At 65.5% G+C, this 21,106-nt stretch carries 22 protein-coding genes and 2 tRNA genes; 12 read left to right on the forward strand and 12 right to left on the reverse strand.

The window, feature by feature from the left end:
• Nucleotides 1-53 precede the first annotated feature (53 nt).
• Nucleotides 54-1,169: a hypothetical protein gene (locus tag GFY24_RS22735; protein WP_153807090.1), complete on the reverse strand. Its 1,116-nt coding sequence runs from the start codon at nt 1,167-1,169 to the stop codon at nt 54-56.
• Nucleotides 1,170-1,320: 151 nt separating this feature from the next.
• On the opposite strand from GFY24_RS22735, the gene GFY24_RS22740 reads away from it, so the two are divergent.
• From GFY24_RS22740 to GFY24_RS22760, 5 genes are all read left to right on the forward strand, one after another.
• Nucleotides 1,321-1,830 carry a hypothetical protein gene (locus tag GFY24_RS22740; protein ID WP_153807091.1) on the forward strand — a complete coding sequence of 170 codons (510 nt, stop codon included), beginning with the start codon at nt 1,321-1,323 and terminating at the stop codon, nt 1,828-1,830.
• Between the two features lie 98 nt (nt 1,831-1,928).
• The gene (locus GFY24_RS22745; RefSeq protein ID WP_153807092.1) at nt 1,929-2,498 is read left to right on the forward strand and encodes an AAA family ATPase; all 570 of its coding nucleotides are present in this window, start codon (nt 1,929-1,931) and stop codon (nt 2,496-2,498) included.
• Nucleotides 2,499-2,519: 21 nt separating this feature from the next.
• Nucleotides 2,520-3,467 carry a PHB depolymerase family esterase gene (locus GFY24_RS22750; protein ID WP_309231199.1) on the forward strand — a complete coding sequence of 316 codons (948 nt, stop codon included), beginning with the start codon at nt 2,520-2,522 and terminating at the stop codon, nt 3,465-3,467.
• Nucleotides 3,468-3,654: 187 nt separating this feature from the next.
• Nucleotides 3,655-4,503 carry a slipin family protein gene (locus GFY24_RS22755; RefSeq protein ID WP_153807093.1) on the forward strand — a complete coding sequence of 283 codons (849 nt, stop codon included), beginning with the start codon at nt 3,655-3,657 and terminating at the stop codon, nt 4,501-4,503.
• A gap of 108 nt (nt 4,504-4,611) precedes the next feature.
• Nucleotides 4,612-5,478 (forward strand): DUF4389 domain-containing protein, encoded by an 867-nt coding sequence (locus tag GFY24_RS22760; RefSeq protein WP_228566562.1) that lies wholly within the window; start codon nt 4,612-4,614, stop codon nt 5,476-5,478.
• Here the strand turns inward: GFY24_RS22760 and GFY24_RS22765 are convergent.
• The 4 genes from GFY24_RS22765 to GFY24_RS22775 form a co-directional block, all read right to left on the reverse strand.
• Entirely contained in the window at nt 5,468-6,256 is a 789-nt protein-coding gene (locus GFY24_RS22765; RefSeq protein WP_309231200.1) for an amidase family protein, read from the reverse strand. The genes GFY24_RS22760 and GFY24_RS22765 overlap by 11 nt on opposite strands.
• Complete coding sequence (locus tag GFY24_RS41205) at nt 6,147-6,626, reverse strand: hypothetical protein (protein WP_194852984.1); 480 nt, start codon at nt 6,624-6,626, stop codon at nt 6,147-6,149. Before GFY24_RS41205 ends, GFY24_RS22765 begins: the two co-directional genes overlap by 110 nt.
• 77 nt (nt 6,627-6,703) lie before the next feature.
• Nucleotides 6,704-7,747 (reverse strand): L-glyceraldehyde 3-phosphate reductase, encoded by a 1,044-nt coding sequence (gene mgrA, locus GFY24_RS22770; RefSeq protein WP_309231201.1) that lies wholly within the window; start codon nt 7,745-7,747, stop codon nt 6,704-6,706.
• Nucleotides 7,748-7,839: 92 nt separating this feature from the next.
• On the reverse strand, nt 7,840-8,634 hold the full coding sequence (locus GFY24_RS22775; RefSeq protein WP_153807095.1) for an SAM-dependent methyltransferase: 795 nt from the start codon (nt 8,632-8,634) through the stop codon (nt 7,840-7,842).
• 291 nt (nt 8,635-8,925) lie between these two features.
• Between GFY24_RS22775 and GFY24_RS22780 the strand changes: the two genes are divergently transcribed.
• The gene (locus GFY24_RS22780; RefSeq protein WP_153807096.1) at nt 8,926-10,806 is read left to right on the forward strand and encodes a hypothetical protein; all 1,881 of its coding nucleotides are present in this window, start codon (nt 8,926-8,928) and stop codon (nt 10,804-10,806) included.
• An 85-nt stretch (nt 10,807-10,891) separates the two neighbouring features.
• Here GFY24_RS22780 and GFY24_RS22785 read toward each other — a convergent pair.
• Both GFY24_RS22785 and mihF read right to left on the reverse strand, forming a co-directional pair.
• Nucleotides 10,892-10,974, reverse strand: a tRNA-Leu gene (locus tag GFY24_RS22785).
• Between the two features lie 117 nt (nt 10,975-11,091).
• Nucleotides 11,092-11,406: an integration host factor, actinobacterial type gene (gene mihF / locus GFY24_RS22790; RefSeq protein WP_153807097.1), complete on the reverse strand. Its 315-nt coding sequence runs from the start codon at nt 11,404-11,406 to the stop codon at nt 11,092-11,094.
• A gap of 251 nt (nt 11,407-11,657) precedes the next feature.
• Between mihF and GFY24_RS22795 the strand changes: the two genes are divergently transcribed.
• Nucleotides 11,658-12,491, forward strand: a complete 834-nt coding sequence (locus GFY24_RS22795) for a tetratricopeptide repeat protein (RefSeq protein WP_153807098.1) — start codon at nt 11,658-11,660, stop codon at nt 12,489-12,491.
• Nucleotides 12,492-12,565: 74 nt separating this feature from the next.
• Here GFY24_RS22795 and GFY24_RS22800 read toward each other — a convergent pair whose 3' ends face one another.
• Nucleotides 12,566-14,854: an excinuclease ABC subunit UvrA gene (locus GFY24_RS22800; RefSeq protein ID WP_153807099.1), complete on the reverse strand. Its 2,289-nt coding sequence runs from the start codon at nt 14,852-14,854 to the stop codon at nt 12,566-12,568.
• A gap of 127 nt (nt 14,855-14,981) precedes the next feature.
• Here GFY24_RS22800 and GFY24_RS22805 point away from each other — a divergent pair, with 127 nt between their 5' ends.
• Together GFY24_RS22805 and GFY24_RS22810 are read left to right on the forward strand one after the other, a co-directional pair.
• Entirely contained in the window at nt 14,982-15,299 is a 318-nt protein-coding gene (locus tag GFY24_RS22805) for a hypothetical protein (RefSeq protein WP_153807181.1), read from the forward strand.
• Nucleotides 15,300-15,371: 72 nt separating this feature from the next.
• Nucleotides 15,372-15,454, forward strand: a tRNA-Leu gene (locus GFY24_RS22810).
• A gap of 103 nt (nt 15,455-15,557) precedes the next feature.
• Here GFY24_RS22810 and GFY24_RS22815 read toward each other — a convergent pair.
• From GFY24_RS22815 to GFY24_RS22830, 4 genes are all read right to left on the reverse strand, one after another.
• Nucleotides 15,558-16,364 (reverse strand): MBL fold metallo-hydrolase, encoded by an 807-nt coding sequence (locus GFY24_RS22815; protein WP_153807100.1) that lies wholly within the window; start codon nt 16,362-16,364, stop codon nt 15,558-15,560.
• Between the two features lie 194 nt (nt 16,365-16,558).
• Complete coding sequence (locus GFY24_RS22820) at nt 16,559-17,743, reverse strand: acyl-CoA dehydrogenase family protein (RefSeq protein WP_153807101.1); 1,185 nt, start codon at nt 17,741-17,743, stop codon at nt 16,559-16,561.
• Between the two features lie 109 nt (nt 17,744-17,852).
• Complete coding sequence (locus GFY24_RS22825; protein WP_153807102.1) at nt 17,853-18,473, reverse strand: cytochrome b/b6 domain-containing protein; 621 nt, start codon at nt 18,471-18,473, stop codon at nt 17,853-17,855.
• A complete protein-coding gene (locus tag GFY24_RS22830; protein ID WP_309231202.1) occupies nt 18,457-19,191 on the reverse strand; it encodes a molybdopterin-dependent oxidoreductase in 735 nt (244 codons plus the stop codon). The genes GFY24_RS22825 and GFY24_RS22830 overlap by 17 nt, the downstream gene beginning before the upstream one ends.
• A gap of 96 nt (nt 19,192-19,287) precedes the next feature.
• Here GFY24_RS22830 and GFY24_RS22835 point away from each other — a divergent pair, with 96 nt between their 5' ends.
• The 3 genes from GFY24_RS22835 to GFY24_RS22845 all read left to right on the forward strand — a co-directional run bounded on the left by GFY24_RS22835 (nt 19,288) and on the right by GFY24_RS22845 (nt 21,064).
• Nucleotides 19,288-19,485 (forward strand): hypothetical protein, encoded by a 198-nt coding sequence (locus tag GFY24_RS22835; protein ID WP_153807103.1) that lies wholly within the window; start codon nt 19,288-19,290, stop codon nt 19,483-19,485.
• Between the two features lie 58 nt (nt 19,486-19,543).
• Nucleotides 19,544-20,266: a hypothetical protein gene (locus tag GFY24_RS22840; protein WP_153807104.1), complete on the forward strand. Its 723-nt coding sequence runs from the start codon at nt 19,544-19,546 to the stop codon at nt 20,264-20,266.
• A gap of 153 nt (nt 20,267-20,419) precedes the next feature.
• Nucleotides 20,420-21,064 (forward strand): DedA family protein, encoded by a 645-nt coding sequence (locus tag GFY24_RS22845; protein ID WP_153807105.1) that lies wholly within the window; start codon nt 20,420-20,422, stop codon nt 21,062-21,064.
• The last annotated feature ends 42 nt before the right edge of the window (nt 21,065-21,106 follow it).

Here is a 21,106-nt window from a genome sequence, read left to right on the forward strand (position 1 = left end):
CAAGTTCGGGACGTCATTTGCGCAAGAACCTGTGTGCGCGAGGGAGGTGTCGATCAGTCCCGCGTCGGGTCGGGCTGCCACGGAATGTACGGGCGCGCTTCGGATTCGGCGGCGACGCGGGCGGAATTGAGCTGGAACGGGGTGATCCCGCCCGGCTGCCAGGGGCCGACCGAACCCGCCGAGACCGCGGCCTCCGCCTTGGGAGTCAGGCCGATCTCATTGCGCACCACGGTGATCGGGCGATCCGCGAGCGCGAAGAAATCCAGGTCCAGGAAATCGTGACTGCCCCGGGTGAGCGCGCCCCGGCGCAGGGCATCACCCAGCCGCCCCGCCATACCCGAGGACCGCAGGTGTCCCGCGTTCGCTTCGAAGAGTCCCGCGCCCGCGCGCAGATACCCGGTTTCGAAGAGCGAGATCACCATTGCCAGCAGGCTGAACGCGCGCGGATCGTCATTGGCGCGCGCCATGAACGCGAACACCTCGATCTCGTTCTCCAGCGTGGTGCCGTAGCCCGCGAGCACATGCACCCAATCATGCTGTGCCAGTAGCGGTGGCGCGGATCCGGGCAGCCCGGGGGTGACGAAGCCGCGGTCACGGTAGAAGTCGGCCACGCCGCGACCGAGTGTCCCCATCGGCAGCTCGCGCAGTTCGCCCCAGCGGGCGGCCAGTACCGGATCATCGACCACCGCGCTCCAGGAACTGTCCAGCTCCGAGGTGTGCAGGGCATGCAGGCGCCCGGTGCCGAGTCCGCTCAGATACCCGTTGCGGGAGAAGTCGACCGCGGCCAGATCCTCCGCGCCGTCGGCGTATTTCTGTGCGACGGAGATCATTTCGTCATCCACGTCCAAGGCGTCCGCGAACGCCCGCAACTGTTCGCCCACACAAGCCGGCAGCGGCCGCACCACCAGCGCCGCGAGCAGCATGGTCTGCACGACGCGTTCGCGGAAGATCCGATTGCGCCGGGTCAGGCCCTGCGCGTATTCCACCGGGGTGATCGGCGCGAGCGCGTCCAACTCCACCGCATGCCCTGTCAGGGACAGGAACAGCGCCGGAATCAGCAACTGCTGCAGGGGTGTGAGCCCCTGCTCGCCCTGCGCCGCGCTCACCACTCCGCGCGCCACCCACTGGACTTCGACCGCATCGGGTGGGGTCAGCAGCACATCACTCATCAGGGCATCCTCTGCACTCGGTCGGCACCCTCGCCATTGTGGTTGTGAAACCGTCCGGCTGCGTGTTCATTTCACTTCTGGCGTACGAGTGGCCGCACCCCGCCGCGTTGCCTACAATTCGTGGTTCGAACCGAGGTAAGGGGGCAGCCCCGTGACTTCCGTACCCTCCCATCCCGCGGTGGCGGCGGCCACCGCCCGGCTGGCCGCGCTCGACCAGCAATTCCAGCCGGTGGCCCTCATCGAGCACGGCGACGGCGCGGCCGCGGTGCTGTTGGAGAGCCGCGACTTCCGCGTCATCGTCATAGTCGAACACCGCGACGACGAGTGGATAACCCCGTCCATGGTCTCGGGCACCCCGCGCCCGGTCTCGCGATCCCGCCCCGCCCGCACCCTCGACCACCGCCCGCTACTGCGCATGAGCCGCACCCGCGTCGCCCACCCGGACCCCGATGGCCAACCCGCCCAAACCAGTTGGTCCGCGGTCCTGGGCACCGCCGCCGCCGACGCCACCACCCTCACGGTCATCTCCACCATCGACAGCTACACCGCCCCCATCGCCCCCAACGGCCTGGCCTTCGCCCTGGTCCGCACCCGCACCGGCGAACACCCCCTCATCAACGTCCACACCGCCGACGGCCGCATAGTCCCCGTCGTCCCCTGACCCCGACCAAGATCAACGGGACTTGACCGTGGCATTCGCCGCGTAGCGAACACGGTCAGATCCCGTTGATCTTGTCGCGGCCGGATACGGTGGGGGCCATGACAAATGGGGGCGGGGGCGTGCCTGACGCCGTGAACGACGTGGCCGCGGGTGCGGTGCTGGTGGTGCTGCGCGGGAATTCCGCGTCCGGGAAGTCCACCACCGCAACGACACTGCAGCATTCGATGGAGCGCAGTACCTGTGTGGTCGTGCCGCAGGATGTGGTGCGCCGCAAGATGACCTGGGAACCCGATGAGGCCGGGCGGATCAATGTCGAATTGATCGAGCACATCGCGACTTTCGCGCTCGCGCGCGGGCTCGTCACCATTGTCGAAGGCATCCTCGATACCCGCCGATACGGTGCCATGCTGGAGCGATTGGCGAATGCCGCGCCCCGCAGCCTGTTCTACGCCTTCGATCTCTCCTTCGAGGAGACCCTGCTCCGGCATGCGAGCCGCCCACTCGCGGCGGAGGTGCCGGAGAGTTTCCTCGCGCAGTGGTATCACGGCTGGCAGCCACTGGAATTCACCACCGAAACCCGGATCGACGCGAGCTGGGATCTGACCACCATCACCGAGCGAATTCGCGGCGATATCGCGGCCGCCCGCACCGACGGGCCGGGTCGGTGAAATCGGCTTAGCATCGGGGAGGTGACCGCCGCACGCGTTGCCGCCACCGCAGCCTCCGCCGCACTCATCATGCTGACCGCCGGGTGCGGACATCCGTTCGCGCGGGCGACGGACGATGTCACCGTGTCGTTCGAATACGGTGGGCTGCAACGGCAATACCTGATCCACCGGCCCGCCGGGGTGGGTGCGCGACCACCGGTGGTACTGGTATTTCACGGGGGCGGCGGGACCGCGGAATCGATGACGAACTCCGCCGGATTCGACCGGCTCGCCGACTCCGAGGGATTTGTGGCCGTCTACCCCGTCGGCTATGAGAAGTCCTGGAGCGACGGCCGCGGCGCGGACACCAAGGCCGGGGCCGCGGGCATCGACGATGTCGGGTTCGTCTCGGCGCTCATCGATCGCATCGTCGCCCAGGACGGGGTCGACGCCGATCGCGTGTACGCCACCGGAATCTCCAACGGCGGCATGTTCACCCAGGACCTGGGCTGCCGATTGTCCGATAAGCTCGCCGCCATCGCACCCGTCGCGGGACCCCTGCCCGCAGCCGACGAATCCGCCTGCGCCACAACCCATCCCCTGCCGGTGCTGGAGATCCACGGCACCGCCGATCCGATCGTCCCCTACGACGGCGGCCCGGTACGCGTCACCTCCGGCAATCACGGCGGCAGCGGATCCAGTCCAGTGCTCTCGGTGGCAGCCACCCAGCAGCTGTGGCGCACCAAGGACGGCTGCGGCCCGGTAACCAGCACTCCCCTCGCGCCGACCACCGATGACGGCACGACGGTGACCATCGAATCCGCCGACTGCGCCAATGGTGGCAAGGTCCAGCTCTATTCGATCACCGGCGGCGGCCACACCTGGCCGGACGGGCCGCAATACCTCCCGGCCGGATTGGTCGGCAAGGTCAGCCACCAATTCGATGCCACCCAGGTGATCTGGCGGTTCCTGTCGGCGTTCCACCGCTGACCAGGCGCAACGCCGCCGGAACTGTCTTGTCCCGCCGGATTACCGAATACCCTGCCGCCGATGCCGTAAGCCCCTGCGTGCGGCCCGGTCGGCGCGCGCATGATGAAACCATCGGCCCGGAATCGTCGCCGATGCGGCGCGCTGTGCGCGGCATCGCCCTGCGACGGACGTGCCGGAGGAGAAATCCATGAACGCCTTGATTGCCGTTCTGGTTGTGATCGCGGCGCTGGCGCTGCTCACGGCGGCATTGTCGATTCGAGTGGTGTACCAGTACCAGCGCGGGGTGTTGTTCCGTCTCGGCCGGGTGGTCGGGGTCAGGCAGCCCGGCCTGAACTTCATCATCCCGATCGTCGATCGCCTGTCACGGGTGTCCATGCGTATCGTGACCATGCCCATCCAGTCGCAGGGCATCATCACCCGGGACAATGTCAGCGTCGATATCTCCGCGGTGGCCTACTTCCGCGTGGTCGACGCCGAGAAGTCGGTGGTCGCGATCGAGAACGTCTACACCGCAATCGATCAGATCGCGCAGACCACCCTGCGCAAAGTGGTGGGCCAGCATACGCTCGATCAGGCGCTCGCCGAGACCGACACGATCAATGTCGATATCCGTCAGATGCTGGACACCACCACCCTGGAATGGGGTGTCGAGGTCACCCTCGTCGAGCTCAAGGACATCCAGCTGCCCGACAGCATGAAACGCGCGATGGCCAAGCAAGCCGAAGCCGAACGCGAGAAGCGGGCGAAAATCATTGCCGCAGAGGGTGAATCGATGGCTGCGGCAGCGCTCGGCGACGCGTCGGACATAATGATGGCGCACCCGCTCGCCCTGCAATTGCGCAATCTGCAGACGCTCATCGAACTCGGTGTCGACAAGAACACCACCGTCGTCTTCCCCGCCCCGATGATGAGCTCGATCGGTGATATCGGCTCCTTCTTCGCCCGTGAAACCGCCGCTGCGGCCGGCACGATCCTTCCGACGGTGACCGCAGCGGCCGTCGCGGTTCCCAATGGATCCGGCGATGGTGCGTACTGATCGGCGGTGACTAGGACGGCAACGGCGCGGTTACCAGGTGTTTCCCCGGGTGCGGTCTAGATTCGGGCTCGAATTGTACTGCTCTAGCAGGAAAGCGGGTGTGATCGTATGACTATGGGCGAACCGTGGCCGTCCGGCGGCCAGGATTGGCAACCGACCGGCATACCTGGTGAAGCGCTGGTGGAATTGGATGTGTTTCCGCCGGAACAGCATCAACGCTGGACGGTGCTGCTGCGACTGCTGCTGGCCATTCCGCAATTGATCGTCATGTGGTTCCTGGGATTCGCCGCGTTCGTGGTGGTGGTCTGCGGCTGGTTCGGCGCACTGTTCACCGGGCGACTACCGCAGTGGTGTGGTGAATTCCTGCGCGGCTACTTCTCCTACAGCGCCCGCGTGTACGGGTACCTCATGCTGGTGGTCGACGAATACCCGCCGTTCGCCTGGAATCCGCCGAATTACCCGGTCCGCGTGCTCTTTCCGCCGCCGACGGAGTTGAATCGGCTCGCGGTGCTGTTCCGGTTGATCCTGGCCTTCCCGATTCTGGTGTTCACCAGCTGGCTCGTGTCGGGCTGGGCGATGCTGGCATTCGTGTTCTGGCTGATCGTACTGATCACCGGGCGTATGCCGCGCTCGGTCTTCGAGGCGACCACCGCGATCATGCGCACCGAATTGCGTACGCAGGCTTACACATATCTGCTGACCCCGGCCTATCTGAAGGGCGTGTTCGGCGATCAGACCGGGGTGCCCGTCGATCCGGCCACCGCGCAATGGGGGCAGCCGGTCCGGCAGTGGGGCCAGCCCGCGCCGCAATCGCCGACCCGGCCGCTGCTGCTCTCGCGCGGCGGGCAGGTACTGCTCATCGTCATGCTCATTCTGGGCATTCTGGCGAGCATGCTGCAGACCGTGACCGGCGATGACGGCGACATCGACGACTTCTCGCTGGCGCGGACCACCTCGCAGATCCTCACACCGTAGAACGCCGGTCGGTGGTGGACGGAAAACGGTGCGCCGCTTCGAGTTCGAACGCGGACTCCAGCAGCGTCCGTTCATCGCCGTCGGCTGCCGAGAGTTGCACACCGATGGGCATGCCCGCCTCGGATATGCCCATCGGGAGCGAAATCGCCGGGGTATCGGCCACATTATTGATCGGGGTGAACCCGACGTAATTCGTCAACCGGGTCATCAGCTCATCGAATTCGACTGTGGGGCTGAGGTATCCGAGCTTCGGTGTGGTGTGGCAGAGCACCGGCGAGAGAATCAGCTCATGCTTGGCGAACATGCCCGCCACCGCAGCAGCGGTACCGCGCAACCGCCACAGCGCGGCGGGCGTGCGATGCAGATTCGCCCGATGATGCGCCCGCAATCCGCTTGTGAGGCCGTCGAATTCGGCTGGATCGAAGGATCGGCCGAAGGTGAGCTTGCCCGCCGTACCGATCAGATCCGCCAAAAGCGCCCAGAGCTGGATGAAATCATCGGCCCACCCGCGAGTGACCGGCAGCCGCACCGGTTCGACCGTATGACCCGAGTGCTCGAGCAGCGCCGCGGTGTACCGCACCGCCGCAGTGGTTTCCGCATCCACCGGCTCGCCCGTCCGCGCTACGAGGAAGGTCCTCGAATACCGATCTCGCAGACCGGTTTCGGCGCTAGTCGAGATCCGATTCGAACCCGGCGCGGCGGGCGGCGGTCGCGAGCGCGGGCTCATCCCACTCGTACACCGTGAACAACGTGACCTGCGGATATGTCCGATTAGCATGGCGCAGGATCCCGGCCAGGTGTCCGGCGAGCTGCTCATCGCCGAGCCCGCGACGGAAGATGACCCGCCCGGTGGAGGCGTAATCCCGCCCGCTCAGCACCGTGCACTGCAGATCCAGCCGGCCGTCCGGATTGCGCACACCCAGATCCAACTGCACATGCGGGACATCGAGGTGCGAATTGTCCAGCCAACCCGCGACCTCCTCGAGCGACCAGTCCCGGGCGGCGAATTCGGCATCGGAACTGGCGCTGTACAGCTCGGCCAGCTCCACCGCGGCGGGATCGATCGCCAGGGCGTCCGCATCGGCCAGGATCAGATCGCGGGGCGGCCGCCAATCACCCAGGCGGGCATGCCAGATCGTGACGGACATCGGGATCTCGATTCGCTCGACTGCATCAGGGCTGATCGGGAAGCTCGAAGATCACCGTGATGATACCGGGGCCGCGATCACAGCGTGCCTTCCCGGGCCGCGCGCCACAGGTCGACCTCACCGTCGTCATCGAGGAGTTTGTCGATGGCGGACAACTCCTCGGCGGTGAATTCGAGATTGGCCAGGGCTCCGACATTCTGATCCAACTGCGCCACCGAGGACGCGCCGACCACCAGCGAGGTGACCCGCGGATCGCGCAGCGCCCAAGCCAACGCCAGCTGAGCCAGGCTCTGATCACGCTCGGCGGCAATATCGTTCAGCGCGCGCAGCCTGACCCGCATCGCCTCGGTGAGCAATTCGGTCTGGAACGATGTGCCCTGTGTGGCACGTGATCCCGCCGGAACACCGTCGAGATACTTCGAGGTGAGCAGTCCCTGCGCCAGCGCGGTGAAGCCGATCACGCCGAAACCCTGCGCCTGCGCCGCATCGAGCAACCCCTCGGTTTCGATCCACCGATTGAGCATCGAATACGACGGCTGATGAATGAGCAGCGGCGTGCCCAGCTCGCGCAGCAATCCGGCCATGGTCGCCGCATCGCGCGCGGTATACGAGGAAATGCCCACATACAGGGCTTTCCCTTGCCGCACAGCGGTATCCAGCGCCGTCGCGGTCTCCTCCAACGGCGTCGTCGGATCGAATCGATGCGAATAATAGATATCGACATAGTCCAGCCCGAGCCTGCGCAAGGACTGATCGAGCGAGGCCAGCAGATACTTCCGCGACCCACCACCCTGACCGTACGGCCCCGGCCACATATCCCAGCCCGCCTTGGTGGAGACGATCAACTCGTCCCGATAGCCGGCCAGATCCTCGCGCAGTATCCGTCCGGCATTGATCTCGACGGCGCCGTACGGCGGACCATAGTTATTGGCGAGATCGAAATGCGTGATCCCGGAGTCGAACGCGCGCAACGCGATAGCACGCTGCCCCTCGAAGGGTCGATCATCACCGAAGTTGTGCCAGAACCCGAGCGACAACAGCGGCAGATCCAATCCGGAACGTCCACTCCGGCGATAGCGCATCGCCCCGTCATAGCGGGCGGGATCAGGAAGATACGGCACTGGTCATCTCCTCTGGTTCGCGGATCTCCGGCTCCGCGCCAGTTTGCCTGTGCCGCGCCGGTGTTGGTGTCCGCACCGGCTACGACGCGCGGTCAGGGTTTGCGGGCTACGCCGCAGTAGCAGGAGACCTTGGCGTCATAGGACCGGGGGAAGTCGGTGGTTTGCTCGAGTCCCCACCGGTGTGGTGGTACGACACCGGGTTCGACCAGTTCGAGTCCGTCGAACCAGGAGGTGACCTCGTCGTGGGTGCGGACCTGCGCGGGGAGCTTGCGAACGCGATAGACGTTCTGCGCTGCCTCCACCTGATCGGGCGCGAAATCGGATGTGATGGTGCAGATTACGAGGTAGGAGCCGGGTGCGAGCGCGTCGAGGAAGGTCGACACGATCTTGTTGATATCGGCCTCGACGAAATGCAGCAGCGCGATCATGCTCAACCCGACCGGTTTGCTCAGGTCGAGCAGCTCGGTCAGTTCCGGGGCCGCCAGGATCGCCCTCGGATCAGTGACATCACCGTGGATATAGGTCGTCGCCCCCAACCTACTGTCCGTCGTCATCAGCGCACGCGCATGCGCCAGCACCAGCGGATCATTGTCGACGTACACCACCCGCGAATCCGGTGCGGTCTGCTGCGCGATCTGATGCAGGTTGGGCTCGGTGGGAACCCCGGTACCGATATCGAGGAACTGCCGCACACCCGCCGCCGCCAGGAACCGGGTACTGCGATGCATGAACTGGCGATTGACCCGTGCGGCCGCACGAATATGCGGCCACGCTCGCAGGATCTCCTGCGCGGCCGTCCTATCGATCTCGTAGTTGTCCTTGCCACCGAGAAAGTAGTCGTATATCCGGGACGTATGTGGCTGGTCCAGTGGATTGTCTCCGTCCATCCCTGCACAGGGTAGTCCGTCTGTTTCGCGCTGCCCCCGGAAACGCGAAACGGGTGGCTTCTGTGAAGAAGCCGCCCGTTTCGTCGGTGTCGAGAGGGGGCACGACCACACCGAAGTGATGTCGGTGCCGGATGATTCGATACTGCGGACACGCGGCCATGGGCCGGACGCACTTCGGGGGTTCGATGAACGAGTCAGCGGCACTACGGAACTGGGATGAGATCGCGGAGCATCCGCTGGATGCCCCGGACGAGTACAGCCGGGTACTCACCGGTTCGCACACCAACGGCTATGAAACGCGGGCTGTTGCATGGGATCCGGTTGGCCTCGGCGCAGTTGCGAATGCCGGTGGTGTCAGCGCACTTCGGTGGAGATTCGGGTCCGGCACATGCCGCCACCTGGGGCGAGTACGTGCACGGCATCGGGCCCGCGGTGGTGCGAGCCGCGTCGGCGCTTGCCCTGTCCGATCCGGATAGAAAACTGATGCTGGCCTTTCTCGATGTATGGGCCGAGACCGTATTCGCGGAGCGGACCGCGCGACTGTGGGTCGTCACCGGCGAGCACAAGGAAGGCGTGCGGGCCGATGCCGCGCGCACCAGAGTCCCTATCGGACATGTCCGACGGGCGTGGCGGTTCGTCGAATGTCGCCGCGCGATGGGCGGTCCGGCCGAAGTTCACGCTACCGCCGTCGAATTCGTCTGGGGCGATACGGCGCAGCTACGGGAGTTCACACGTCTGGTGCGCGAACGCGGACCGCTGCAATGGAATTCGGAGGCGCCCAGGGTGCTGGCGGCGAACTCCACCCTGAGCCAGGCCGCGGCGGCGATCCTGCTGTCCGGGTGTATCGACCGGCTGCGCTATGTGGAGGTGCTGACCACTCAGCAGCGCAAGGCCCTGGATATCGGGGTCGCGGAGCTCGAGGACGCCGCAGATGAACTGCGCGACCATCTGGGCGACGAATTCGGTGCGACAGCAGCACTGTTCACCAGGGGGCTGCCCGCGGACCCGGCGCGGCTGTGGGAGCCCGACGGCATGTGCGTGCTGGCCGATGCGCTGCCGGAGGATCCGGCCGACCTGTGGCAGCCGGGTGGTCTGCGGCGGATGGCCCATCGCGTCGCCGACGCGTGGATCGAACGCCTGGGTTGTCGCCCGATCGTGCCGGAGACGACTCGAGCCGCCATGGCCGCGGTCCAGTCGGATTTCGGGTCCGGCTATTGCGGGACCTCGGCCGCCGATCTGTGCGCGATCCTCGCCGCACCGCAAACGGCCCAGGTTCTGCTCGACGACGGCCACGGCTTCGTCGACTGCTGGACGACGATCGTCGATGCCTGCCGCTGGGCGTATTCGCATCTCCCGGAGGGGGACCCGGTACGCGCGGGAGTGGCGCCGACCCTCGGACGGCTCCGCGCCCGCCTGCGCGACCCGGGCCTGGTGCTGAAGATGAGACTGGTCCGCGAGCCGGACATCCAGGCCCTGTCGCAGCTCACCGGTGTCACGGTCACCGAATCTTCCCAGGGCCGTCGCCGCTACGACGACGGCCTGGTGATCGCTTCTTACTGGGGTGACGACAAAGGCTACTGGGATCTGGAATTCCGCCCCGCGAGCTACGACTTCACCGCGCACAGCGATCTGCTGCGTTCGGTGGCCGGCGGCTACCGTGACGAACTCCCGTACCTGGATTGGCTTTTCGATCCGGACTGCGACCGCATCCTGGCTCGTCTGGCCGCCGCGGACCTCCCGCCGGGTGGATTCGAGACCGACCCCACGCTCACCGCCGCCGACCTGGTCGCCGAGGTGGCCGACAAGCTCGGCCTGAACACCGATGCCGCCGCCCTGTACCTGCAACTACTCACCCTGAAAGACCCCACCGATCGCAATATCCGCCGTTGGAACGGCTGGAAGACGCTGCGGCACACCGCCGCCCAGAACCTCCTGCTCACCCGCAAGCTCGCAATCCAGGATCCGCGCAAGAGCGCCGGCCGCACCGCCTTCATCCCTTCGCGCTGGGTCGGCAAACCCGGCGTGGAACTCTGGAAACTCCCCCTGCACAACCTGACGCTGGGATGGCGCGACAGAATCGACGATCTCCGTGTCGCTGTACCCCGCCGTGCCATCCCCGATCTCTACCGCACCGCCTGGGATCGCGTCGTCACCGGCGATGCGCCGAGCTGAAAAGAGCCTCTGCGCGGGCGTCCGAACCCCGCAGAGATGAGTACGAACGACGAAAAAGCCCTCCCGAAGGAGGGCTCTTTCTCGGTGTCGAGAGGGGGACTTGAACCCCCACGTCCCTAAGGACACTAGCACCTCAAGCTAGCGCGTCTGCCATTCCGCCACCCCGACCAGGTGTGCTCAGTCAGGTTATCGGATGTGACCGTTTCGGTCCAAATTGGTCACCGTGAACTTGCGGAGTGGTTGCCTCCGGGCCTGGGTTCGACCCGGTAGGCGACCCCCCGAAACTCAGGCGCTCAACGCCTCCAGCAGAGCCGCGCGCTGGCGAGAGCCCAGGCCACCGATACGGCGATCGGCCGGGATTTCCGCTTCATCCATCAACTTGGCGGCCTTGACGGGGCCGATTCCCGGGAGCGCCTTGATCACGGCCGCAACCTTCGTCTTCTTGACCAGGTCTTCGTTGTCTGCGCGCTTGAGCACCTCCGCCAGACTGACCGATCCCTGCTTGACCTGCGCGATCAACTCCGAGCGGGCCTTGCGCACCGCGGCGGCTTTGGCCAGCGCCTCGGAGCGTTGTTCGGGGGTCATGGTGGGCAGAGCCATATGTCCTTACCTTTCACTCGTTCGCTGGTACGTCGGCGTCGAGTAAACATGACGCCAGGCCCGCAACCGGTACGACACACCGCGTGTTTCGGTGCAACACGTCGAGCGACCTGCCGAAAAGGGCTCGTCACGCCGGTCGCGCGTCCAGAAATTTGCCGGTGAAGAGACCTGGCAAATATACCGCTCATCGGCGGCAATCGGTATTACGGTGGGCCCGAACATCGCACGCGCACCGGTGAAAGGCGGGGCAGATGACAAGCTCGCATCAATACGCCGTGTCGACCTCGGCCGAACCTCCGCTGGCGCACCGATACGACAGTGTCGAGCCCCTGACCTGGAATGGCGCCAAGGTCTACCCGCTGCATGCGGAGGCCATCGGCCTCTTCCCCACCACCGTGACCCTCACCCTGCGCTCGACCGCACCGCGCCGAGGCGTGCGCGGACTAGGGATGGGACTGGCCGTGGAGGGCGGTCACGTGGTGTTGAACGATCGCCGGTTGAGTGGGGTTGACGTGTGGTCCGATGCCATGGCCGGCGGCATCGAACTACGCATTTGCCCCACGGAATCGGATGCGGCCATCTCGCTGACGCCCGTCTGGGTGGACGAATTCGGCGATGTGGTGTCCTGGTCGGGCAATTACGGCATGCTCATCACCCGCGAGAGATCCGGGCTGGTGCTGCACTGCAGCACCGGCGTCGGACCGCCGGACTTCACCGAACTGGTGGTGGAATTCGCCACCGCACCCACCCCGCCCGATCCCATTCCGCCCGCCGATGCCGGGCGCTACACCGGCGCGCTGTACGAGCTCGGCGTGGCCATGCACCACCGCGGCGACGACCAGCAAGCCTGCCAATTGTGGCGGCAGGCAGCCGATTCCGGCCATGTGGCCGCCTGCTACGACCTGGCGGTGGTACTGCTGCGATTGGGTCAGCTCGCCGAGGCCGAGCAGTGGTGGCGCATTGCCGCCGGGCACGGCGACGCCCGCGCCATGGCCGGATTGGCCGAGGTCCTGGACCGCCGCGGCAATCCCGCCGAGGCCCGCATCTGGCGCGCGGCACTCGATGCGCAATCACCCACCTACTGACCGAAAAGCGGAGCGGGCCGGGCGTTTTCAGTGCTCACGGCAGTCGATGCGGGTTGGCAGTCGATGCCCGACTCTCATCTCCCCCGTATAGCCGAGCCATCTTTGTACAGTCGCAGGTACTCGCCGGTCAGGGAGTCCGGGTGGCGGAGCAATTCGGCTGGGGTGCCGGTGAATACGATCTCGCCGCCGTTCTTACCGCCGTCCGGTCCGAGGTCGATCACCCAGTCGGCGTGCGCGACCACATCGAGGTTGTGTTCGATCACGATCACGGTATTGCCGCGCTCGACCAGGCCGTCCATCAACCGCAGCAGGGTGTCGACATCGGACATGTGCAGGCCGGTGGTGGGTTCGTCGAGCACGTAGACGGTCCCGCTGTGCTGCAATTGCGTGGCGAGTTTGATGCGCTGCCGCTCGCCGCCCGAGAGCGTGCTCATCGCCTGCCCGAGGCTCAGATAGTCGAGCCCGACCTCGATCATGGTGCGCAACTTGGCATTCAATGCCTTCTCGGGGAAGAACTCGACCGCCTCCTCCGCCGACAGCTCCAGCACATCGGCGATCGACTTGTCACGCAATCGGAGTGCGAGCACCTCGTCGGAGAACCGCCGCCCGTCGCAGGATTCGCAGTGCGTGGTCACCGGATCCATGTACGCGATCTCGGTGATGATCACCCCGCGCCCACCGCATTCGGTGCACGCGCCATCGGAGTTGAAGCTGAACAGGCTCGCGGGTTTCGCGGTCGCCTTGGCGAAGAGCTTGCGAATGGGATCCATCAGCCCCAGGTAGGTGGCGGGCGTCGAGCGCGAGGAGGCGGCAATGGCCGACTGGTCGACGAAGACCGAATCCGGGTAGCGCGCCATGAATTCATCGCGGATCAGACTGCTCTTACCCGATCCGGCGACACCGGTGACGGCGGTGAGAATGCCCGTCGGCACACCGACCGAGACATCCTTCAGATTGTGTGCGCTCGCATTCTCCACGCGCAGTTCACCATCGGCGGCACGGAACGCGTCCTTGACCGCGAATGCCCGGCGCAGCCCCTGCCCGGTGAGCGTGTCGGCCACCCGCAGCTCGGCGAAACTGCCGGTGAACATGATCTCGCCGCCATGCACTCCGGCGCGCGGCCCGACATCGACAATGTGGTCGGCGATCTGAATGACATCGGGATCATGCTCGACCACCAGCACGGTATTGCCCTTGTCGCGCAAAGCCTCCAGCATGTGATTGAGGCGGCCGACATCGCGCGGATGCAGTCCGACGCTGGGCTCGTCGAAGATGTAGGTCATCCCCACCAGCGTGCTGCCCAGATGTTTGATCATCTTCAACCGCTGGCCCTCACCACCGGAGAGTGTCGAGGTCGGCCGGTCCAGGCTCAGATACCCGAGCCCGATATCGGCGACCCGCCCGAGCGCGATCCGGCTCGCCTCGGCCAGCCCGAGCGCCGCCGGATCGGTGACCTGCTCGAGCACCTCGATCAGATCGGTGATCTGCAGGGCCGTCCACTCGGCGATATTGCGCCCATTGATCTTGGTGGCCAAGGCTTTCTCGTTCAGCCGCGCACCGTGACAGGCCGGGCAGATGCCCTCGGTGAGGAACTTCTGCATCTGCTCCCGCGTCTTCTCCGAGAGTCCGGAGGTATCGCGCTTGAGCCGCGACCGCGTGAATTTATCCGCCAGCCCTTCGTAATTCGCCTTCCAGGTGCCCTTGTTGAAGGTCAGCTCCACTTTGCCGCCGCTGCCGTGCAGCAGATCATGCCATTCGGTATCGCTGTAGTCGGCGAGTTTCTTGTCCAGGTCGAAGCGCCCGGAATTGCCGTAGAGCTGCCAATCTCCGCTGCCCACACCGTATCCGGGCAGCAGAATCGCGCCGTCGTTCAACGATTTGGTTCGGTCCACGAGCTTGTCGGGATCCGCGGTGACGGTCATGCCGAGCCCGTCGCACTCCGGGCACATGCCCTGCGGCGTATTGAACGAGTAGTCGTACACCAGACCCGTCGAGGGCGATCCGAACCGTGCGAACAGCGCGCGAATGAGCGCGTAGATATCGGTCATGGTCCCGACCGTCGAGCGCGGTCCGCCACCGACCGCCTTCTGATCGATGATCACCGGCGCGGTCAGATTCTCGATGGCCTCCGCGTGCGGACGCTCGTACCGGGGCAGGAAGTTGACGATGAACGCGGGAAACGTGGCATACAGCTGACGCTGGGATTCGATCGCGATGGTGTCGAACACGATGGACGACTTGCCCGACCCGGAGACGCCGGTGAACACGGTGATCTTGTTCTTGGGGATATCGAGGGAGATATTGCGCAGATTGTGCTCGCGGGCGCCGAGGACCCGGATCGTTTCGGCGGAGGCAGCGGACATGCATCCACCATGCCATCGGAAACCCCCGAAATGTCCTGTGTATTGTGACGCAAATCACACTTCATTATCGGGATCTCAGGGTCCAGCCAGGATTTCCCCGTGAGGGCGGCGCTCTACAGTGACGCGCATGAAAACCATGCGTTGGAGCGTCGGCCTGGCCGCCGCCGCGTGCGCCGTCACCCTGCTATCCGGCTGCAGCGAGATCAAAACCGCCGTGAACCAGGGCGGCGACACCAAGTGCAGCGACTACCTGACCCAGGATGCCGACACCCAGCGCATCACCATCACCAAATTCATCAAGCAGCAAACCGGCAATCAGAACGAACCGTCCGGCACCAATGTCGATATCGGCATGGCCTCGGTCCAGACCCTCTGCCAGATCCAAGCCAACGGCGACACCCCCATCAAGAACGCCGACATCGCCGGCATCTTCATCAAGAAATAGCTCGGAAACCCGCCCGTACCAGCCGATTTACGTTTTCCCCGACTTCTCGGCTACTGTTGTCGAGCACACCGAGTCGGGGTGGCGGAATGGCAGACGCGCTAGCTTGAGGTGCTAGTGCCCTTAGGGGCGTGGGGGTTCAAGTCCCCCTCTCGACACAAGACGAAGGCCCTCGGTTCACACCGGGGGCCTTCGTCCGTTCCGCTCGAAAAGTCATCGCGGATCAGCGCGCGGAGCCAGAAGTGTTGCGGCGCATTGTTCTTACGCTCTTCCTCGGCCGAGTTGCTGTAGTTGCCGTTCATGCGCGCCGGACATCCAGTCGAAGGTGGCCGATGGGCCGACCCGCGGATCGTCGCAAGTATCGGTGTCGCGCAAGGCGCGTAGGTATGCGCGATCCCGGTCGATTCGTGTGCGTACCTGATCGGCTCCGCCGATGGATCCGTGGCCCGGGATGAGGACATCGACGTTGTCTGCCACGTCCTCGATTAACCGCAGTGCGGTGAGGTAGCCCTCGATTGGGTCGGTCGCGTTCGGGTTGAGCATCGGAATCATGGCGTCGGAAAGCAGGTCACCGGCGACGAGAACGCCGCGTTCCTCGATCAACAGTGCCGCATGACCTGGGGTGTGGGCCTGATGCTCGATTATCCGGACGTGCGGGCCGTCCCAGGGAATCTGCGCGGTTTCGGCAGGTAGGCCGGTAATGAGGCCGAACAGGTCCCACGACATCTGCTCGGCGATGTCGGCTGGAATCATCCCGGCGATGCTGTCCTTCCGGTCCGGACCCGACAGCCGATCTCGGATAACCGCCGCGCAGCGGGCGGTGCCGTAACGGGGCGCTGCGCCGAGCCTGGCGTGCCACAGCACGTGATCCCAATGCGGATGCGTCGAGAAACCCGCCACAACGGTTTGGCCTGATTCGGCCAAGTCGTCTGCGAGACAGGTCATTTCGTCGCCGTATATCCCGGCATCGATAAGCAGCGCGCCGCTCCGGCCTTGCACGACAACGGCATTGCTCTGGCAGAACTCGCTCTGATGGATCAGCACACCCTCCGCGACCTGCTTCAGCATGGTGACCCCTTCTGATTGCGATTTGCAACCACTTGTCGAGACGGTAGTGCCGAGTGGTAGCAGTTTGCAAGCAGTATGCGCGAAGCGGATCAGGTTTCCGCTGGTGGAAGCGGCGGTCGCGTTGTCAAGTCCCCCTCTCGACACAAGACGAAGGCCCTCGGTTCCGAACCGAAGACCTTCGTCAGTATGGGGTCTCAGATCAGGGCGCGGAGCATGCCCTGGGGTTCGACGCCCATCGAGGTGAGTGCGTCGGAGTGGTAGATGGAACCCGGAATGTGGATCGCGTGCTGCAGGCCCACGTGCGCGTCACGCCAGAAGCGTTGCAGCGCATTGTTCTTGCGCACCGCATTGCCGCCGGAGCGAGCGAAGATCTCATCCACCGCCGAGACCGCGCGCCAGGCGCAGCGGACCTGATTGCGGCGCACCACGGAACGATCCTCGAAGGCGATGGTTTTGCCGGCGTCGGCGAGATCGTAGAGGCGGCTGATGCCGTCCAGGAGTTGCGAGCGCGATGCCGCGATCTCGGAGGCGGCCTCGGAGATCGCGTACAGGACGTACGGATCGTCCTTGATAGCGGTGCCCATCGCGGTGATGCGATTGCGCTGGTAGTCCAGGTGTGCGGCGAGCGCGCCCTCGGCGATGCCGATGACCGCGGCGGTGATGCCGAGCGGGAACATGGCCCAGAACGGCAGCCGGTACACGGTTTCGGTGCGCCCGGCGCGGTCGGCGGCCAGGGTACCCGAGGCCACTTCCTCCGAATCGATGGTGCGGTATTGCGGAATGAACGCGCCGTCGACGATGACGTCCTTGCTGCCCGTCCCGCACAGGCCGATGACATCCCAGGAGTCGTCGACGATCGTGTAGTCCGCGCGCGGCAGCACCACGTGCAGGGTGCGCGGCGGCATCATCGGTGTGCCGTCCGGGTTTCCGATCATGGCGCCCAGGAAGATCCAGTCGCAGTGATCGGTTCCGGAGGAGAAGCTCCAGCGCCCGCGCAGCACGTATCCGCCGTCGGTCGGGGTGGCCACGCCCTGCGGCGCGTACGGTGAGGCGATCCAGGTGTCGGGGTCTTCGCCCCAAACCTCTTCCTGTAGACGGCGATCCATCAACGCCATCTCCCACGGATGCACCCCGCCGACCCCGCACACCCAGCCGGTGGAGCCGCAGGCGCCGGCGACCGCCATCACGGCCTCCGCGAAATCCCTGGGGTGCGCGGCGTATCCGCCGAAGTCGGTGGGCTGCAGCATTCGCATGACCCCGGCCTCGCGCACCAGCGCGACACTCTTGTCGGAGAGTTTGCCCGCCTGCTCGGTCTCCTCGGCGTGCGCCGCGAGCTGGGCAGCGAGCTCCGCTACCCGTTGAACAACCTTGTGCGACATGCCCGCACCTTTCGAACCACTCACGAAATCCGCCCCGCCGAACGGTGGGGCTGTTCCGAAGGTAACCGTGACCCGGGTCACGGCGGGCGGAGTTCCCGGTGACCGGACGCTAGCTCGACTCCTCCGCCGAATCCTGCTGTACCGCCCAGAGTTCGTGTTCGCGGGCCGCCCAGGTCTTGGAGACATCACCGGTGAGCATGCCGCGCATGGCTTCTCGATCGCGCAGCGCGTACATGAGATGGCCGACCACGAGAATGCCGAAGGCGAGTGCGAACCAGTCGTGCATGAGGGTCGCGCCGGTGCGCCAGGCCAGGCGGGTCCAGTCGGGGAAGAACATGATGGTGCCGGTGCCGAGCAGGACGAAGATCGATCCGGCGCTCAGCGCGGCATTGAGTTTCTGTCCGGCATTGAACTTCCCGACCGCGGTCCCCGCCAAGCGGCGGGTTTTGGAGCGAAGCCACAGCCAGTCGGCGCGCGTGAACCGATTCAGCCGGGACAGATCGGCCCGATACGCGCGCGAGGCGAGGCCGAGCAGAATCGGCACCGGCAGCGCGAAACCCGAATACACGTGCACGATTTCGACAATGCGCCGATTGCCGACCAGCACCGCGAGCGAACCGTTGTAGAGGACCGCCGCGGTGATGATGCAACTCGATACGAGGACGGCGGCCAGCCAGTGCACCCAGCGTTCGGCCCGCGCGAAGCGGTGGAGATCAGCTGGTCGGGTCATCGTCACGACCATTCGACGCACCGACCCAGCCGTCGATGGAGTAGCCCCGATACTCCCAGTACCCGGGCTCCACCTCGCGGGTCAGTTCGATCCCGGAGAGCCATTTGCAACTCTTGTATCCGTACATGGGCGCGACGTAGAGCCGCACGGGCCCGCCGTGATCGTGGGTGACCGGGCCGTCGATCATCTCCAATGCGACGAGCACATCATCGCGGCGCGCCTGGGCGAGAGTGAGGCTCTCGGTATAGGTGCCGTCGAACGAGATGAATCGCACCGCCGTCGCCGTGCTGTCGACTTTCGCGTGGTCCAGTAGGTCGGCCAATCGCACTCCGCTCCAACGTACTTCGGGTACCCGCCAGCCGGTGACGCATTGGAAGTCGCGGACCAGGGTGGTCTGCGGCATGGCTTGCAGTTCGGGGAGGGTAAGACTGTATGGGGTCCCGACCAATCCGGTGATATCGAGCCGATAGTTGCTCGCATCCCGCCGTGGCGCACCTCGGGTGACCGAATAGAAGCGGAAGGTATTGCCCACCGGCAACAGTCCGACCAGACCGGTCGGATCATGATTGCCGATCGGACCGAGCACCGCCGACAATCCGCGCTGAATCGACGCACCGCCCAGCACCCCAGCCGCCGCGGCGGCGAGCAATCCCAGCACCACCCGTCGTCCGACAGGCACGCCCGGATCCTCGAAGTCGGAAGCCTTGTCTGCGGGCACGACTCCACTATCCACGGTGTTCGGGTGCTCGCCCACCCTGGACGGTTACCGTTGAGTCGGAACCGCCCACAGGCGGTATGACTGAAAGGCCCCGCTATGCGCAGTCCCAGGCGAGTCGCGCTCGGCGTCATCTTCGCCCTACTCGGTCTGCTCTGGTCGCTCCAGGGCTTCGGAGTGCTCTCGGGCAGCTCGATGAGCAATACCGTCACCTGGTCGATCATCGGTCCGATCGTCTTCCTCGCCGGAGTCATCGGAGTGGTGCGCGGCTGGCGTGGCGGTACCCCTCGGCACTGAAACCATGTCGATACCACGGCGAGCCGCCGGTTAACCGTCGGCGACTATTCTCGCGATCATGATCGACCGCGAAATCGTCGACCGCATCGATCGCCTGGTGGGTGAGCAGCTCGCGGCATATGAGAATCGGTCCGGGTATGACGCGAATGTGAATCAGGAGCGGTGCCCGCGCTGCGGGCGCGAATGGCATGGATTGGCCATTACCGAGCGCATGGAACAGATGCGCCTGGTGCGTACCTTCGACGACAACTACCGGCACGCCCGCGACACCAGCCGGGTGCTGTGCCCGGGGTCGATGTTCGTCGGACCGACACCGCTGGAATCGGCGGCGCACACCGGATTCGATGTGCTCGCGGCCTGGCGGGACATGGTGTGGGCGGCCCGGGAGGCCGACCCGCGACGACCACATCTACCGGCCGAGCAGGCCGGCGGTACCGCACCCGCCGTCGGGGTAACCGGCGGATGCGATCGCGCGTCATGGCATTGCGCCCGCTGCGGGGCATGGGCGACCATCGTCGAGACCGTCGGTGCGGCAAACGCTTTCGCCAACGCACTACAGGGGTATGCCGCCCATATCGCGCGCACCCACGAGATCGAATTGGCGACACCCTTCGACGTCGAAGAATTCGCCGCCCGATTCGGACTGCCCGTGTACGGAGTCCTGTGGGATGCCGACCACACTGTGATCGGCAGCTACGGGCCGGGCGGCTCCACCTTCGAAGCCGACCACACCCCACGGGAATTGAAGGGCTTCGGCGCTATACCGCCCCCCGGCGCCTAGCGCACGAGCCCACTCGGAGGCGTGGTACGCGCCCAGGTTCGGGAAAGCGGAGATGCCGATGCCGGAGACCTGCTGACCGGGATTACTCGATCGGATTGGGGCTGTGGGCATTCGGTATCCGGCCCGGCGCGGGGACTGGGTACCGTGGCGGGCATGAACTCGCTGCTGCACCGGATCCTGGACATAGCCCCGGTGTGGGTCTACCTCATTGTCACCGCGCTGGTCTTCGTCGAGGACGCCATCTTCGTCGGCTTCGTGGTTCCGGGTGAGACGGCGGCGGTGCTCGGTGGCGTCGCGGCAAGCCAAGGGCACGTACAGCTTTGGGCCATGATCGTGCTGGTGGTGGTGGCCGCCATTGTGGGTGACAGCGTCGGTTACGAGGTCGGTAAGAAGGTCGGCCCGCGCCTGCTGGCCGTGCGCATGCTGGACAAGCATCGCGGCCGGGTCGAACAGGCCCAGGATTTCCTGGCCAAGCGGGGTGGCTGGGCGGTCTTCCTCGGTCGTTTCACCGCCTTCTTCCGTGCCATGATGCCCGCCCTCGCGGGCACCTCGAAGATGCCGTACCGCCGCTTCCTGGCCTTCAATGCCTTCGGTGGAATCGTGTGGGGCGCAACATTCGTGGTGCTCGGTTATATCGCCGGTAATTCCTACGAGCGGGTCGCCAAGACCGTGGGCCGCGATATCGCCATCGGTGTCGCGATCCTGATCATTGTCGGCCTGATCCTCTGGAAGCTGCGTGAGCGTCGCCGTGAGCGCAGCTTCGAAGCGGATTACGAGGCCGTCCACGAACTCGACTGAGCAGGGTCCGAGGGACACCACCTGCGGTGACGCCGGACCACT

The organism is Nocardia sp. SYP-A9097, from assembly GCF_009649815.1.
Taxonomy (GTDB): Bacteria; Actinomycetota; Actinomycetes; order Mycobacteriales; family Mycobacteriaceae; genus Nocardia.